The sequence below is a fragment of the Acinetobacter sp. WU_MDCI_Abxc222 genome (assembly GCF_025514755.1).
Classification (GTDB): domain Bacteria; phylum Pseudomonadota; class Gammaproteobacteria; order Pseudomonadales; family Moraxellaceae; genus Acinetobacter; species Acinetobacter geminorum.
In genome coordinates this window covers 16,650-32,180 of record NZ_JAHPVG010000012.1, presented here as the reverse complement: position 1 = coordinate 32,180, position 15,531 = coordinate 16,650, and the positions used below count along the sequence as shown (strand labels likewise).

The following is a 15,531-nucleotide window of genomic DNA, read 5'->3' as shown; positions in this document are numbered from 1 at the left end:
CATTTATATGTATACTATTAAAAAAGGTTTAGGATCGGATGCGGTGCGTTTATCAGCTTTAAAAGTGAAGCAAGCGGCGACCATCACCAAAGTGAATCGGATAGAACTAGAGTCCGAGCAGCAAGATTTGGTCGCAATTCGTTTGGAAAGTCTGGGCTTTGTACCGGGCACACGAGTGGAAGTGATTACCAAAGGTGTTTTTGGTGGTGATCCGATCTTGATCCAAATAGGCTTTACTCGTTTCGCTTTACGTAAAGCAGAAGCGGAAAAAATTGAAATTCAAGTAGAAGAAGGAGTACCCGCATGAGTGATGCGTTACGTATTGCCCTTGTGGGAAACCCTAACTGTGGTAAAACCTCTCTTTTTAACCATTTAACTGGAACTCGACAAAAAGTTGCAAACTATGCAGGCGTAACGGTCGAGCGTAAGGTTGGTCATTTTCAGTTGCCTTCAGGTCGAGCTGTGCGTGTACTCGATTTACCGGGGACATATAGTCTTAATGCAACCAGTCCTGATGAAGTGATTACCCGTGATGTTTGCTTGGGTAAAATTGCAGAAGAGGGGCAGCAAGATGCCTTTTTATGTGTGGTTGATGCAACTAACTTAAAATTGCATCTAGGGCTAGTGCTCGAAATGATCGAGCTAGGTCGTCCGATTTTACTTGTACTGAATATGATGGATGAAGCGCGTCGTCGTGGTATCCAAATTAATACTCAAAAGCTGTCCCAGCGTTTGGGCGTACCCGTTGTTGAAACAGTTGCTGTCCGTAATGCGGGTATTGAAAATTTATTACACGCTCTTGATCAAGAAAAATACAGTGTGCCACAAACCGAACTGAGTGGTTTAACTGGGACTCATCATCAGAAAATCGATATGATTTTTAAAGATGTTGTTCATTATGTTGATCAGGGTGATAAGCGGACTGATTTTCTAGATCGGATTTTCTTACATCCAGTTTTAGGCTTACTTAGCCTTGCCATCATGATGTTTATTGTGTTCCAAGCAGTTTTTGCATGGGCAGCTCCTTTTATGGACGGTATTGAGGGCTTCTTCGGCTGGCTGGGTGAAGTAATAGGAAGTGTGATTACGCAGCCACTACTGCATAGTCTGGTTGTCGACGGAATTATTGCGGGTGCAGGTGGCGTAGTTGTGTTCTTGCCACAAATTTTGATCTTGTTCTTCTTCATTTTGGTATTAGAAGAATCGGGCTATTTACCGCGTGCAGCATTCTTACTTGATAAATTAATGTTCCAAGCTGGCTTAAGTGGTCGTGCTTTCATTCCTTTACTTTCGAGCTTTGCTTGTGCAGTGCCAGGAATTATGGCAACGCGTAGTATTAGTGACCCTCGTGATCGTTTTACGACCATAATGGTTGCGCCTTTAATGACCTGTTCGGCACGTTTACCGGTCTATGCCTTGCTGATTGCTGCCTTCATTCCAGAGAAAATGGTCTGGGGTATTTTTAACCTGCAAGGTTTAGTGCTTTTCGGTCTGTATATGGCTGGTATTGTGAGTGCGCTTTGTGTTTCATTTTTAATGAAGTTTTTGCAAAAAGATAAGTCGCAACATGCTTTACTGCTAGAGCTACCAAGTTATCGTTTCCCTGATTTAAAAAGTGTGGGAATCGGTTTATTGGATCGTGCAAAGATCTTCTTGAAACGTGTCGGTGGAATCATTTTTGCGCTCTCTATTTTGCTTTGGTTCTTGTGTACTTTTCCGCAGCCACCAGAAGGGGCGACATTACCTGCCATAGATTATAGTTTTGCAGGTATGCTCGGGCATCTTATACAACCTTTATTTGCTCCAATTGGTTTTAACTGGCAAATCTGTATTGCTTTAATTCCAGCTATGGCAGCTCGTGAAGTGGTAGTTGCGGCATTAGGTACAGTTTATGCCTTGTCTGCAACAGATGATGATGCTGTGGCACAAGGGTTATCACATCTGATTAGTGCAGATGGAACAGGTTGGTCTTTGGCAACAGGTTTATCGCTTTTAGTGTGGTTCATTTATGCTCCACATTGTTTGGCAACATTGGCAACGGTACGCCGTGAAACAGGTTCATGGAAACATGTTGCAGCTATGACTGCATATCTGTTTGGTTTAGCTTATTTTGCATCGTTTGTTACCTATCAAATTGCTTCCCACTATTGGGGCTAAGGCAATAAAGGAGGTTGTATATGGTTCAATATCTGATTATTGCGGTTTTAGTGATTTGGAGTGCTGTAGTTGTTTTTAAGAAAGTATTTCCAAAAACAGCAAATTCAGTCTTTTCTTCACTCTCTGCATTTTGCGAAAAGCAGGGTTGGGTAACTTTAGCAAAATGGCTTAAACCCAAAATGGTCTTTGGTTGTGCTGGCGGTTGTGGTTGTTCAAGCGAAGATAAACCTACGAATACAGTTCAAGAAATTAAGCCGATTAAATGGCAGTAGATTCAGTATTTCTTGTTTCGTTTAAAAAGCCATCATATTGATGGCTTTTTTACGCACTGACACAAAAAAAGATGAATAAAGTTCAAACTGAAAAAGCATTCAAAACAGCAAAGTGCTAACATTTTTGCCATTCTGTCGATTGATAAATTGTGGGGCAAAAATGTTAATACAACGTGGTGGATTAAAAGTTGTAGCAGGCTTGGGAATATCAGGCGTTTCTGCTGTAAATTTCTTGCATGAACAAGGCTACCAAGTTGCAGTAACAGACTCTCGCCCCACGCCACCAGGGCATGATCAGATTCCAGCTGGCGTTAAAACTAGTTTCGGTCAACTTGACCAAGAATTATTATTACAAGCAGAAGAAATTATTTTAAGTCCAGGCCTTGCACCACAATTACCGGAAATTCAGGCAGCTATTGCTAAGGGTATTTCTGTGGTAGGGGATATTCAATTATTACGCCGTGCAACCGATGTGCCTATTGTGGCTATTACTGGCTCTAATGCGAAAAGTACAGTAACGACTTTAATTGGCTTAATGGCTAAAGATGCGGGTAAGAAAGTTGCTGTAGGTGGCAATCTTGGACGCCCAGCTCTAGATTTATTAAAAGATCAACCTGAGTTAATTGTACTTGAGCTATCAAGTTTTCAGCTAGAAACCACGTCTCACTTAAATGCTGAAGTTGCTGTGGTTCTCAATATGAGTGAAGACCACTTAGATCGTCACGGCAATATGTTGGGTTACCATCAAGCAAAACACCGTATTTTCCAAGGCGTTAAAAAAGTAGTATTTAACCGTGATGATGCTTTAAGTCGTCCTCTCGTTCCAGATACCACACCAATGCAAAGCTTTGGTTTAAATGCACCAGATTTAAATCAATATGGTGTTTTAAGAGATGGTGATGGCACGCTTTGGCTTGCGCGTGGTTTACAGCGTTTAATTAAAAGCTCAGATTTATATATTCAAGGCATGCATAATGTAGCAAATGCTTTAGCTTGTCTCGCATTAGGTGAGGCAATAGGCCTGCCTATGGAATCTATGCTTGAAACCTTAAAACAATTTAAAGGCTTAGAGCATCGCTGTGAATATGTAAAGACTGTGCATGATGTACGTTATTACAATGACTCTAAAGGCACTAACGTTGGCGCTACGCTTGCAGCGATTGATGGTTTAGGCGCTGCCATTGAAGTGAAAAAAGGTAAGGTTGCCTTGATTTTAGGTGGCCAAGGTAAAGGTCAGGATTTTGGTCCATTACGTTCTTCTATCGAAAAATATGCCAAAGTTGTGGTATTGATTGGTGAGGATGCTCCGGTTATTGAACAAGCAATTCAAGGTGCAACCAAAATTTTACATGCAGCAACGCTTAAAGAAGCTGTAGAGCTGTCTCAACGTGAAACTCAGGCCGAAGATGTGGTGTTGTTATCACCAGCATGTGCAAGTTTTGATATGTTTAAAAGTTATAATGACCGTGGTCAGCAGTTTGTTGCCTGCGTCAATTCGTTGGTTTAAAGAAAACATGATTAGGAATGTAGTATGGCAGGCTTAGCTCAGACCACAATCCAGAAAATCAATCATTGGTATGAACGGATATTGCCTAAATGGCCAGCGGAAGTGACGCCACGTAATGTCCTGATTTTCTGTGTCGTTGCATTATTGTGTATCGGTTCCGTGATGGTTGCATCTGCTTCGATGCCCTATGCTGAATATATGCATGAAAACCCGTTTCACTATGTGATTCGTCATGGTATTTCGATTGTCGCTGCGGGTGTGGTGGCTTATTTGACCTATCGAATATCACTAAATACGTGGTTTAAAAATACCTTCCCGCTGTGGTTATTAACTATGGTTCTGTTGCTTGCTGCTTTGGTGGTGGGTTCGGAAGTCAACGGTTCTACACGTTGGATTAAGATCGGTGGTTTTACCTTGCAGCCAACCGAGGTTGCCAAAGTCATGATGGCAATCTTTACTGCAGACTACGTTGTGCGCCGAGCCAAAGAGGTTCGTACTCATTGGAAAGGCTTATTGCGTTTAAGTGGGGTAATGGCAATCACGGTCGGTTTAATTATTGCTGAACCTGACTTAGGGGCAACGGTCGTTATTGTCATGATGATGGTTGGTGTGTTCTTTTTAGCGGGCGCGCCGCCAACTCAGTTCTTAATCATGCTTGGCGCGATTGTCACGGGTATCGTGTTTTTGATCTTATTTGAACCATACCGTTTCCAGCGTTTGATCTCGTTTACTGACCCATGGGCAGATCCATTAGGTGTAGGTTATCAGTTATCAAATGCACTAATGGCTTTTGGTCGTGGTGAATGGTTTGGTACAGGTTTAGGCCACAGTGTACAAAAACTATCTTATTTACCTGAAGCGCATACTGACTTTATGTTGGCAGTGCTAGGTGAAGAATTTGGTTTCGTGGGTATTTCTATTGTTATTGGCTTGTCTTTCTTGATGCTGGCATGTTGTATCAAAATTGGTCACCGTGCTTTGAAACATCATTACCTTCGTGCAGGCTATTTAGCTTACGGTATTAGTATTATTTTCTTGCTCCAGATTTTGGTAAATGCGGGCATGAATATGGGTTTAATGCCGACGAAAGGTTTGACTTTGCCATTCATTAGTTATGGTGGTACGTCTTTAATGATGTGTGCGGCGATGATTAGCTTAATCTTAAAGATTGATGCATCAACACAAGAAGTCAACCCAGAACGAGAAGAGTCAAACTTCTAAATTATTAGACATAATAAAAAAGCCCGATATCAAATCGGGCTTTTTTATTATTTATAGATATGTGCCGCTGAGCTCTTGCCCATGGGGAATCAAATCAACATTCCACTGCGCTACAGCCTGCCTTAGCATCGCTCTAGGCTGATCTAAATCAACGTTGGGTTGTCCCAAGGCCAGTATTGCTTTTTGAAGTAATTCAGGCGCTTTTGATAAATCGAGTGCTTGGGCTAGATTTTGTTTAGAGAGCTTTTGCCCTTGGTCATTCATTGCAAGGGGAAGGTGCATATAGCTTAGTTGAGGATAACCTAGAAGCTGACCTAACCAAATCTGACGTTCGGTGTTATCTAATAAGTCCGCGCCTCGAACGACATGGGTAATACCTTGTAGATAATCATCCACAACGACCGCAAGTTGATAGTTAATAATTCCATCACGGCGCTTAAGAACAAAATCTCCAAGATCGTGTTGTAGATTAGAGCAATGACGTCCTTGCAATCGATCATCAAAATAGATCTGCTGATCTTGAACTTTTACCCGAATCGCTTGACCTTGAAAATCAAGATTGAGATCGCGGCAAGTACCTGCATAGATTGCATTTGAACCAAGCATTTTGCGGGTACATTGACATGCATAGATAAGACCTTCTTTTTTGAGTTGGTCTAATACGCTTTCATAAATGTCTAAACGATTTTTTTGAAAGATGATGTCTGTATCGGGTTCGAACTGGAAGGCTTCAAGTGATGTGAGAATATGCTCTTCGCTGCCGGGATAAATACGAGGAATATCTGTATCTTCGACACGAACGAGCCATTTGCCTTGATGGGCTTTTGCATCGCAATAGCTGGCAACAGCAGTAATGAGTGATCCAAAATGCAAAGGGCCGGTTGGCGATGGCGCAAACCGACCTGAGTATGAAAAGCTAGGCTTTTCTTGAGTAGCTACAGCGGTCATATTAACCGTTATTTTGCTTCTCTTTAATTTCTGCCAAAGTTTTGCAGTCAATACATAACGTTGCAGTTGGACGCGCTTCTAAACGACGTAAGCCGATTTCAATACCACACGTTTCACAGAAACCGTAGTCTTCATTCTTAATAGCTTCCATAGATTGTTCGATTTTACGAATTAACTTACGTTCACGGTCACGTGTACGTAATTCAATTGCAAATTCTTCTTCTTGGGTCGCACGGTCGTTTACATCTGGCAGTGCAGTTGATTCGTCTTGCATCGTATTTAAAGTACGATCAACTTCAGACATTAATTCAGCTTTCCATGCTTGCAGAATTTGTCGGAAATGCTCGAGCTGTCCTTCAGACATGTACTCTTCATTTTTCTTAGGTTGATAAGGTGCAATACCAAATAAACTTGCAGTTGTGCCTATGTCAGAAGTTTTAGGTTTCACTTTACGTGCACGTTTTGCAGAAGCTTTGTCACCTTCCACTACAACTTCTGTATGTTCATCCAAAACTTGGTTGTGGTTGTCATTCGCCATAATAGGGCATTCCTCATCATACACGTATTATCTATACGCAAAAAATATGGTGATATGCAAGTGTTTTTATAGAAAACCATCGATGGGATTTTCCCATCGGGTCGTCATCATATAGATTTTTCCTGCAAGATGATAGTCATTCCGACCCGTAAATATTTTCAAAACGTGTTTACCCCAGTCATAATTATATATAAGCATATAAGAAATAGGGCTAATAGCCTGAAATATCAGTATTTATATGGCCTTGAAAATTTTCAAGACGGAAGACTTCTGTTTCAAAACTACCATCGTTTTTTAGACGAATGTAACGGTAGCCGGGAGCATTTTGATCGAGTGCAAAATCATTACTAAAGGGTTTAAACTGAACACTTGTCGAAGGTGTAGAGAAAAATTCGACCCCTTGCCAAATGTTGATTGAGTCTTGATGAACATGCCCGCAGACCAAAGCTTTTACATTTTTAAACGGCGTTAATGCTGTAAGCAAAGCATTAGAATTTTGTAACTTGTGATGATCAATCCATTTTGACTTCATGGCAAAAGGGTGGTGATGACAAGCTAGCAAAATCGGGTTATCTGCATACTCTTCAAGTAAAGCCGTTAAGTTCTCTAGCTGTTCTGCTGATAGATGTCCATCAATATGACCTTTTACCGCACTATTTAATAGAATAATCCGCCAGTTCCCTAAGCAAATGACCACAGGTTCCTGATGATTCTCTTTATGCAATGGAAAATGGTCAACATTGTCATGATTACCTAAGGTCTGAAAAAAGGGCAGACCAAGCGTTTGCATATATTGAATATAACGTTTGTAGGTAATAGGCGTTGGTGCCTGAGCTAGGTCCCCGGTATGGATAATTGCATCAGTTTCAGGATGTTTATTAAGTATCTGTTGAATAATTGCATGAAAGCTTTCTTCAGGATTCATACCCACAAATTCTAAATGCGGATACTCCAATAGGTGGGTATCGGTAATTTGTATAATGACATGGTCTTTTTGTGAAAGTGTTGAGACTTGAAAAGTCACCGTCCTACCTCTTCGGGTTTATTATCGTTTTGCTGTGTTGGGTCAGCCATTGTAATGCTATAATGACAGGAGCATTTCTTAAACGTCCGCTGTCGAGTAGAGTCTGGATTTCACTATAATTAAATAAGTGCAGTTGAATATTTTCCCCCTCATCATCTACGCCAAAAACACCCCCTTCAGCGGGTAATTCAGTTTCGGCAACATAGAGATGAAATAACTCTGAGCAAGCACCAGCTGACGGGTAAAAGCTAAATAGATGCTCTAAATCTTGAACTTCGCAACCTGATTCTTCAAGGCTCTCTCGTCGAATACAACTTTCTGGTGATTCATCACCATCTAGCACGCCTGCAATTATTTCTAACTGCCACGGTGATTGAGCATCATCTAAAGCCCCAACACGGAACTGTTCAATCAGAGCAAACTGTTGTTTTTGATCGTTGTAGAGTAGTACGCCAGCTGCTTCAGGCCGATGAACGAGTTCACGCTGCAATACATGAGTATATTCAGATTGATTAAATAGACGATGTCGAAGGCTGACTTTTTCAACTTGAATAAAACCACGGAATAGAGATTCACGTGATGTTACTTCGACATCTTTAGATGTATAACTTGGACGTTCAACAATACTCATGATTCGGTCAGGACGAAATCTATTTATTTCATCCTAACCGAGAATCAGGGCTAGGCAAGTGTTTTTTTTGAATATTTACACTTTATGATACAGTTTTTGACCTTGCTCCTGATAAACCTCTTTCATCGCTTTGAGGCCTTCTTCAACCTCTGAATCGTTATTGGTGAGGTTGTTGGCATAGTCGCGTACATTCTGAGTGATTTTCATTGAACAGAATTTTGGACCACACATTGAGCAGAAGTGTGCAGATTTATGAGCCTCTTTTGGTAAGGTTTCATCGTGCATACTACGTGCTGTATCAGGGTCTAGACTTAGGTTGAACTGATCATCCCAACGGAATTCAAAACGAGCTTTTGATAAGGCATTATCGCGAACTTGAGCACCCGGATGCCCTTTCGCAAGATCGGCAGCATGTGCTGCAAGCTTGTAGGTAATAATTCCGTCTTTAACATCTTTTTTGTTTGGTAGACCCAAATGCTCTTTCGGTGTGACATAGCAAAGCATCGCTGTGCCGTACCAACCAATCATGGCTGCACCAATTGCAGAGGTAATGTGGTCATACCCCGGAGCGATATCTGTTGTTAATGGTCCAAGCGTATAGAATGGCGCTTCTTTACACACTTCTAGCTGAAGGTCCATATTTTCTTTAATCATGTGCATTGGTACGTGACCAGGGCCTTCAATCATAACTTGAACATCGTGTTCCCATGCACGGTGAGTCAGCTCACCTAGGGTTTTAAGTTCGCTGAACTGTGCTTCGTCATTTGCATCTTGAATACAGCCCGGACGTAAGCCATCACCTAAGCTAAATGAAACGTCATAAGCCTTCATGATTTCACAGATTTCATCGAAATGTGTGTATAAGAAGTTTTCTTCATGATGTGCTAGACACCACTGCGCCATGATTGAACCACCACGAGATACAATACCTGTTAAACGGTTTGCTGTAAGTGGTACATAGCGAAGTAATACACCTGCGTGAATTGTGAAGTAGTCAACACCTTGCTCGGCTTGTTCAATTAGTGTGTCTTTGAAGATTTCCCAAGTCAGATCTTCTGCAACACCATCAACTTTTTCAAGCGCTTGATAAATAGGTACAGTACCGATTGGAACAGGTGAGTTACGAATAATCCATTCACGTGTTTCATGGATATTTTTACCTGTCGACAAGTCCATAATGGTGTCGGCACCCCAACGGGTTGCCCAAGTCATTTTTGCAACTTCTTCGTCAATTGAAGAGCCAAGTGCTGAGTTACCAATATTGGCATTAATTTTAACCAAGAAGTTACGACCAATAATCATTGGTTCAAGTTCTGGGTGATTAATGTTTGCAGGAATGATCGCACGACCTTCAGCAACTTCTTGGCGAACAAATTCAGGTGTAATTTCTTTTAAGTTTTTTGCACCGAAATTTTGTCCAGCATGTTGACGCATATCAACACCTTCACGCTGGCGTTGATTTTCACGAATTGCAATATATTCCATTTCAGGTGTGATAATACCTTGCTTGGCATAGTGCATTTGAGTGACATTTTTGCCTGCTTTGGCACGGCGTGGATTTTGAATGTGCGCAAAACGAATATCAGCGGTACGAATGTCTTTTAAACGTTCTTGACCAAACTTTGAAGTTAAACCAGAAAGTACGTCAGTATCGTTACGCTCTTCAATCCAGTTTTGGCGAACTGAAGGTAAACCTTTGTCTAAATCAATTTGAACATTTGGGTCGGTATAAACACCTGAAGTGTCATATACCATAACAGGAGGGTTATGTTCACCGCCAAGACCAGTAGGGGTGTCGGTTAAAGAAATTTCTCGCATTGGAACCTGAATGTCAGGGCGAGAACCCTCAATATAAACTTTTTTAGAAGCGGGTAAGATGCGGGTTAAATCTTTTGCATCTTGTTCATGTTGTGCTGAAATTTCAGCAGAAGAGAGATTCGTTAACTGGTTCATCACATGATCCTTATGAATAACATCAACGAATCAAGCACGACCAAAAACGATGGCGGATTTATCTTTATTAGATAAATTTAAGGCTTTAAGTTTTCAGATGGCTTGATTCCTACGCAGGTCTTAACCTGATCAGGTTCAACGGTACTTGTGATCAAACTTGTGTTGCGATAACACAGAATTTACACAATCTCAGCGAGCTATTACTCGCGCTCCGTCAAGCGATTTACAGACTAACATGTTTTAGGTTGGCTGGCATTGTCAATTTGTATCTATACAAACTGCATCCATATGGCAGTCACGATAGACTTCCGTGTTCCATGGCGAATCAAATTTTAATAGCTGCTCAAGCTGTTCATGAGTAATCTGATAATTTGATTTTTTATCACCATTTTTATCAGTTAAATCTATTTTAAATTGCTTATTACGCTCCTCTACAGGAGTGGCAATAAACTTAAGAAACAGTTGAGCGGATTTCGCTAAACTCGACTGATTTTGTGTAGACAAAAACCGAATTTGTTGAAGAGCATCTTTATCAAACCACGTATTCGGTGCATATTCATCTGACACTGGCGTGTTATCTAAACCAAAGAAAATAAAATAGCGATATTCATTAAATAGTCGTTTTGCATCACTAATAAAGTGGCTTTTTGGATATTTCTGAATAAATTTTTCCCAAAAAAGTGCTCGTTCAGTAAGTTCTTTCCATGAAACGGCCAACGCACCATCGTTATAGAAAATATCCTGATTATCTTTGGCCATACGAGTTAAGAACTCTTTTTGGTCTGCTGGTAAGGACGTAGAAAAAACCTCAACTAAATAGTTTGGCTGACGTCGATAGGTAAACATACCCTCACCTTGATAGAGAAGTTCAATGTAGGCTTGGCCTTCATATTGAAGTAAATATTGATCACGCGGGCTAAGTTGGTCGAAGAGTTTTTTCTGGGTTTTGATGACCTTTTTAAGGTCTTGTTTCTGTTCTAAAACGGCATAGCCAAATGCTTCAAAAGCTCTCCCTGTTTTTTCAGTGTAGTCTTGTTTAAGAAAACGTTGATACATGGTTGTTGATGCATCAATTAGCTTAAGTTGTTCCTCATTTTTTAACGAAGGAACACAGGTTTTAAGCTTTTCATTAATTTGATTTAAGTCTTCTATTTTACTGTTCTGATTAATCGTGTGCATGGCTACCATAATTTGTAAGCAATTACTTTCTTGTTTTTGAATGGCTTTTTGCTCAGTTGATTTTTGCTTTTTAGATACAGCCTGATCTTGCTCTGGTGTTTTACTACATCCAGCTAAAAGTAGTGCACTGCACATACTCATCATTAGAACTTTTTTCATCATTTTACTTTTATAGAAATTAATATTGCTCAAATTATAACGCTTAAAACGATTGCATCATTGTTAGAAAACTTTATTATTAGGTAGGTCGGTCTACTTAAGTAAAAGTTATGAATGATAAAACAGCAAGACAGAAAATTCTCGATGCAGCAGCAACCTTGTTTTATAACGATGGCATTACTGCAACAGGAATCAATTCAGTTACGGCTAAAGCCGATGTCGCTAAGATGTCGCTTTATAATAATTTTTCTTCAAAAGGCGATCTTGTTGATGCCTATATTGCTGCACGCCATCAAGAGTGGCTCGATCTCTATCAAAAGCGTTTAGCAAAAACAAACACAGCTAAAGAAGCCATTTTGGCTGTGTTTGATGCCTATCAGGACCATGCAGAATTTGCCTACGAAAAAGGGTTTCGAGGCTGTGGGTTATTGAATGCTGCCGCAGAGTTTCCAGCGAATAGTGCAGGGCGTAGTTCTGTAAGGCAGCATAAAGAAGAAGTGGAAGGTATTGTTGCTGAACATTTAAAAAAATTGATATCAGACTCACAGCGGATTAGCTATGTGGCTACGCAACTTTCTTTTCTTTTAGAAGGTTCTATGGCACGAGCAGGTTTAGAAGGGAACAGTCGTCAACTTCTATTAGCAAAACAAATGGCAGAAGATATTTTAAATAGAGAATGCCCACATGATTAGCCTCATTAAAAATAGTAGTTATGGAGGCACAATCGCGATTTTAGTTGCCTCTGTTTTGTGGGGAACAACAGGTACGGCGGCAGCATTTGCACCAACACTTGGCCCACTCGCTATTGGTGCCGTAGCGATGGGCGGAGGTGGTCTTTTACAAGCTTTGGTTGCATCACGAGCGATACGTGAAAACCGACAATTTATAAGAGAAAATCTTTTAATACTGCTTTTAGGGGTAGCGGCGGTTGGTATTTATCCTTTGGCTTTTTATTCATCAATGCATTATGCGGGCATTACGATTGGCACCGTTGTTTCAATTGGTACCGCTCCATTAATAGCAGCAATTTTAGAGCGATTTTTTGACCGCAAAGCTTTATCGGCTATCTGGTTTCTAAGTTTTGTGTGCGGTGTGCTTGGTGTAAGTATGTTATCGATGGGGGAAAGTCATGCGATCCAAGAGAGTACAAATCAATGGAATAAATTCTTCGGTATTTTTCTTGGGCTTGTCGCAGCTACAACTTATTCACTTTATTCATGGGCCGCAAAAAGATTAATAGATCGGGGTGTTGCCTCTAAAGCTGCAATGGGCATGATTATGGGGGGTGGGGCAGTTATTTTGCTTCCTACTTTGTTGGTTACAGGTGGAGGGTTATTGCATAGCTCAACCAATTTACTTGTGGCTGGTTATATGATGCTGATTCCTATGTTTTTGGGTTATTTACTTTTCGGTTTTGGATTAAAAACAGTAAATGCTAGCAAAGCGACGACCTTAACTTTATTTGAACCTTTAGTGGCTGCGATTTTTGCCATCGTTTTGGTGGGTGAGCATGTTTCATGGCTGGGTTGGATAGGCATGTTGCTGATTTTTATTTGTATTTTAATCTTGTCAAAAACTAAGAACGCTTAAAAAACTAAAACTTTTAATGGCTTGAGTTTGATTTGAATTTTTCTTAGTCTTAAAGGCAAGTTTTATCGTTGATTTGAACAATGAAAATAAAATTAATGGTCGCTGTTGGCCTTTGGAGTTTTGCATCTTCGAGTTTTGCTCTAGATTTAGTTGAAGCTTATGAGCGTGCAAAACAAAATGACCCAACGTGGCAAGCCAATCAACAACAATATGAAGCAGATCAACTGAACTTAGGCTTAGCAACGGGGGCGTTATTACCTACTGTCACATTGTCTGGAAACATTACCCGTAATCGACAAACTGTAAAACGTTCAAACTTTCCGGGTGTTGATCAAGAAGGCCTGTCAGATGCTTTGGTAAGTAGTACGTCAACGACTCGACAAGCGACTCTCACTGCACGTCAGCCATTATTTCGAATGGATGCTTGGGAAGGTTATAAACAAGTTAAAACTTCGGTTGCCTTAAGTGAAATCACTTTAAGATTACAAAAACAAGATCATGTTTTAAATGTAGCAGAAGCCTATTTTAATGTACTGCGTCAGCAGGCATTGAGTGTTGCATACCTACAAGAAGAAAAAGCTTTGCTTGAACAACTCAATATGATGAATGCCAAACTCAAAGAAGGTTTAGTGGCACGTAGTGATGTGAGTGAAGCAAATGCTCAATATCAAAATGCTAGAGCCAATCGTATTTCAACCAATGTTCAATTACTTTTAGCCCAAGAGCAGCTTTCTGAATATATCGGTTCTTATCAAGATAAACTCGCTGTACTGCGAAGTGATTTTAATTTTCAAAAGCCTTATCCAGCAGAGCTTAATGACTGGCTTTCTTTGGCACAGCAAAAAAACTTAAAGATCCAGCAAGCCCGTTTACAGCAAAAATATAGTGAAGACCAGCGCCGTGTCGAAAAGGCAGCACTTTATCCTCAAATAGATGCTGTGGCGAGCTATGGCTATACTAAACAAACACCAGAGACACTCATTTCGACTGACGGAAAATTTGATCAGGTCGGTGTAGAAATGAACTGGAATTTATTTAATGGTGGACGGACCCGAACATCAATTAAAAAAGCCACTGTAGAAGCCAGTAAAGCGCAGGCTCAACTTGATGCAGCCATTCGCCGTGCCAATGTCGATGTGAAAAGTGCGTTTATGCAGGTAGACACAGATCAAGCCAAACTTGAAGCAAGAAAGGCTGCAATGGATTCATCTTCTTTGGTTTCTCAAGCTTCAAAAGCGAGTTATAACGAAGGCTTGAAAAGTATGGTTGATGTTTTATTGGCGCAGCGTAATGCTTTTTCTGCAAAACAGGATTATCTTAATGCTCAGTATGACTATTTATTGAATGTGCTTCGTTTAAAAGCTGCGGTAGGCCAGTTAGGCGAAAAAGATCTAGTCGAGCTTAATAGCTGGTTAACTTATCAGTAATTAAATGCTTTTATCTGAAATTTAATTTTGTCATAAAAACTTAATGATTGCTGTGTTTTAATGCTCAATCATTTTATTCCCGCGCCATCATGTTGGAGGCTTCCCTTGAGTCCGAGTAATCCGGTGTTAAGCCATCATATTTCTTCTCAATTTAATGAAGATTTGCAAGATGTAAACACAAAGTTTATGACCATGGGTGGCTTGGTCGAACAGCAGGTTGCAAATGCAATTCATTCTTTACTTGATACCGACGCAAATTTAGCGATTGATGTTCAATTTAAAGATAATGCAGTCAATCAATATGAACGTGATATTGATGAAGGCTTGACGTTGATTTTGGCGCGTCGTCATCCGGCAGCGATTGACTTACGTATGGTGATTGCCATGAGCAAAGCCAATACTGACCTTGAACGCATTGGTGATGAAGCAGCGAAAATTGCCCGTATTGCACAAAATCTGTGTGAAGAAGGTGGATCACCACGTGGCTACATGGAAACACGTCATATTGGTAATCAAGTTCGTGTCATGATTCATGATGCACTTGATGCTTTTGCACGTTTAGATGCAGATCAAGCTTTACGTGTACTTTTAGCTGATGCTGACATTGACCGTGAATATCAATCAGCAACACGTACATTAATGACTTATATGATTGAAGACCCGCGTCATATTGCTCGTGTAATTAATGTCATGTGGGTTTTACGTTCATTAGAGCGTATTGGCGATCATGCTCGTAACATTGCTGAGCAAGTGATTTATATGGCCAAAGGCTTTGATGCTCGTCATACCAAAATTGAAGAAATTGAAGCCAAAGTCCACGAAAAGTAATCTTGAGCTGAAATATTTAAAGGCCTTGTTTGAAACAAGGCCTTTTTATTTTTAAAATTAATAGATAAAAAAATGTCCCGAACTTTGGGGGGAAGTT

The 15,531-nt window shown here is 40.4% G+C and carries 15 protein-coding genes and 1 riboswitch; of the genes, 9 read left to right on the top strand and 6 right to left on the bottom strand.

All coding sequences use genetic code 11. The features are described 5' to 3' along the window. The first annotated feature begins 43 nt into the window (after positions 1–43). The 5 genes from KTJ10_RS15455 to ftsW all read left to right on the top strand — a co-directional run bounded on the left by KTJ10_RS15455 (position 44) and on the right by ftsW (position 5,157). Complete coding sequence (locus KTJ10_RS15455; protein ID WP_081032098.1) at positions 44–307, top strand: ferrous iron transport protein A; 264 nt, start codon at positions 44–46, stop codon at positions 305–307. Next, positions 304–2,157, top strand: coding sequence for a ferrous iron transporter B (feoB, locus tag KTJ10_RS15450; RefSeq protein WP_033851232.1), 1,854 nt, complete (start codon positions 304–306; stop codon positions 2,155–2,157). The genes KTJ10_RS15455 and feoB overlap by 4 nt, the downstream gene beginning before the upstream one ends. Before the next feature lie 20 nt (positions 2,158–2,177). Continuing rightward, positions 2,178–2,429, top strand: a complete 252-nt coding sequence (locus KTJ10_RS15445; RefSeq protein WP_262442380.1) for a DUF6587 family protein — start codon at positions 2,178–2,180, stop codon at positions 2,427–2,429. Between the two features lie 160 nt (positions 2,430–2,589). After that, positions 2,590–3,936 carry a UDP-N-acetylmuramoyl-L-alanine--D-glutamate ligase gene (gene murD / locus KTJ10_RS15440; RefSeq protein WP_014208179.1) on the top strand — a complete coding sequence of 449 codons (1,347 nt, stop codon included), beginning with the start codon at positions 2,590–2,592 and terminating at the stop codon, positions 3,934–3,936. 24 nt (positions 3,937–3,960) lie between these two features. Continuing rightward, entirely contained in the window at positions 3,961–5,157 is a 1,197-nt protein-coding gene (gene ftsW / locus KTJ10_RS15435) for a putative lipid II flippase FtsW (protein ID WP_005079447.1), read from the top strand. Between the two features lie 51 nt (positions 5,158–5,208). On the opposite strand, the gene gluQRS is transcribed toward ftsW, so the two are convergent. The 6 genes from gluQRS to KTJ10_RS15405 form a co-directional block, all read right to left on the bottom strand. After that, positions 5,209–6,105, bottom strand: coding sequence for a tRNA glutamyl-Q(34) synthetase GluQRS (gene gluQRS, locus KTJ10_RS15430; RefSeq protein ID WP_262442379.1), 897 nt, complete (start codon positions 6,103–6,105; stop codon positions 5,209–5,211). Between the two features lies 1 nt (position 6,106). Continuing rightward, positions 6,107–6,643 (bottom strand): RNA polymerase-binding protein DksA, encoded by a 537-nt coding sequence (gene dksA / locus KTJ10_RS15425; protein ID WP_002121205.1) that lies wholly within the window; start codon positions 6,641–6,643, stop codon positions 6,107–6,109. Between the two features lie 211 nt (positions 6,644–6,854). After that, entirely contained in the window at positions 6,855–7,667 is an 813-nt protein-coding gene (cpdA, locus tag KTJ10_RS15420; RefSeq protein ID WP_086265349.1) for a 3',5'-cyclic-AMP phosphodiesterase, read from the bottom strand. A gap of 4 nt (positions 7,668–7,671) precedes the next feature. Further along, positions 7,672–8,298, bottom strand: a complete 627-nt coding sequence (locus tag KTJ10_RS15415) for an NUDIX domain-containing protein (protein ID WP_262442378.1) — start codon at positions 8,296–8,298, stop codon at positions 7,672–7,674. A gap of 75 nt (positions 8,299–8,373) precedes the next feature. Next, entirely contained in the window at positions 8,374–10,251 is a 1,878-nt protein-coding gene (thiC, locus tag KTJ10_RS15410; RefSeq protein ID WP_002121180.1) for a phosphomethylpyrimidine synthase ThiC, read from the bottom strand. 89 nt (positions 10,252–10,340) lie between these two features. Further along, positions 10,341–10,475, bottom strand: a riboswitch (TPP riboswitch). A gap of 34 nt (positions 10,476–10,509) precedes the next feature. Beyond that, a complete protein-coding gene (locus KTJ10_RS15405; RefSeq protein ID WP_262442377.1) occupies positions 10,510–11,592 on the bottom strand; it encodes a hypothetical protein in 1,083 nt (360 codons plus the stop codon). 107 nt (positions 11,593–11,699) lie between these two features. Between KTJ10_RS15405 and KTJ10_RS15400 the strand changes: the two genes are divergently transcribed. From KTJ10_RS15400 to phoU, 4 genes are all read left to right on the top strand, one after another. Next, positions 11,700–12,281, top strand: coding sequence for a TetR/AcrR family transcriptional regulator (locus tag KTJ10_RS15400; RefSeq protein WP_262442376.1), 582 nt, complete (start codon positions 11,700–11,702; stop codon positions 12,279–12,281). Further along, on the top strand, positions 12,274–13,179 hold the full coding sequence (locus KTJ10_RS15395; protein ID WP_161283118.1) for a DMT family transporter: 906 nt from the start codon (positions 12,274–12,276) through the stop codon (positions 13,177–13,179). The genes KTJ10_RS15400 and KTJ10_RS15395 overlap by 8 nt, the downstream gene beginning before the upstream one ends. A 95-nt stretch (positions 13,180–13,274) precedes the next feature. After that, the gene (locus tag KTJ10_RS15385) at positions 13,275–14,606 is read left to right on the top strand and encodes a TolC family outer membrane protein (protein WP_025464141.1); all 1,332 of its coding nucleotides are present in this window, start codon (positions 13,275–13,277) and stop codon (positions 14,604–14,606) included. Between the two features lie 105 nt (positions 14,607–14,711). Continuing rightward, the gene (phoU, locus tag KTJ10_RS15380) at positions 14,712–15,434 is read left to right on the top strand and encodes a phosphate signaling complex protein PhoU (protein WP_000075183.1); all 723 of its coding nucleotides are present in this window, start codon (positions 14,712–14,714) and stop codon (positions 15,432–15,434) included. The last annotated feature ends 97 nt before the right edge of the window (positions 15,435–15,531 follow it).

Bases quoted from the DNA above. Each gene is read 5' to 3' on its own strand.
- KTJ10_RS15405 (WP_262442377.1), bottom strand. From the start codon at position 11,592: ATGATGAAAAAAGTTCTAATGATGAGTATGTGCAGTGCACTACTTTTA.
- KTJ10_RS15445 (WP_262442380.1), top strand. From the start codon at position 2,178: ATGGTTCAATATCTGATTATTGCGGTTTTAGTGATTTGGAGTGCTGTA.
- thiC (WP_002121180.1), bottom strand. From the start codon at position 10,251: ATGAACCAGTTAACGAATCTCTCTTCTGCTGAAATTTCAGCACAACAT.
- KTJ10_RS15395 (WP_161283118.1), top strand. From the start codon at position 12,274: ATGATTAGCCTCATTAAAAATAGTAGTTATGGAGGCACAATCGCGATT.
- ftsW (WP_005079447.1), top strand. From the start codon at position 3,961: ATGGCAGGCTTAGCTCAGACCACAATCCAGAAAATCAATCATTGGTAT.
- gluQRS (WP_262442379.1), bottom strand. From the start codon at position 6,105: ATGACCGCTGTAGCTACTCAAGAAAAGCCTAGCTTTTCATACTCAGGT.
- KTJ10_RS15400 (WP_262442376.1), top strand. From the start codon at position 11,700: ATGAATGATAAAACAGCAAGACAGAAAATTCTCGATGCAGCAGCAACC.
- murD (WP_014208179.1), top strand. From the start codon at position 2,590: ATGTTAATACAACGTGGTGGATTAAAAGTTGTAGCAGGCTTGGGAATA.
- dksA (WP_002121205.1), bottom strand. From the start codon at position 6,643: ATGGCGAATGACAACCACAACCAAGTTTTGGATGAACATACAGAAGTT.
- KTJ10_RS15415 (WP_262442378.1), bottom strand. From the start codon at position 8,298: ATGAGTATTGTTGAACGTCCAAGTTATACATCTAAAGATGTCGAAGTA.
- KTJ10_RS15385 (WP_025464141.1), top strand. From the start codon at position 13,275: ATGGTCGCTGTTGGCCTTTGGAGTTTTGCATCTTCGAGTTTTGCTCTA.
- feoB (WP_033851232.1), top strand. From the start codon at position 304: ATGAGTGATGCGTTACGTATTGCCCTTGTGGGAAACCCTAACTGTGGT.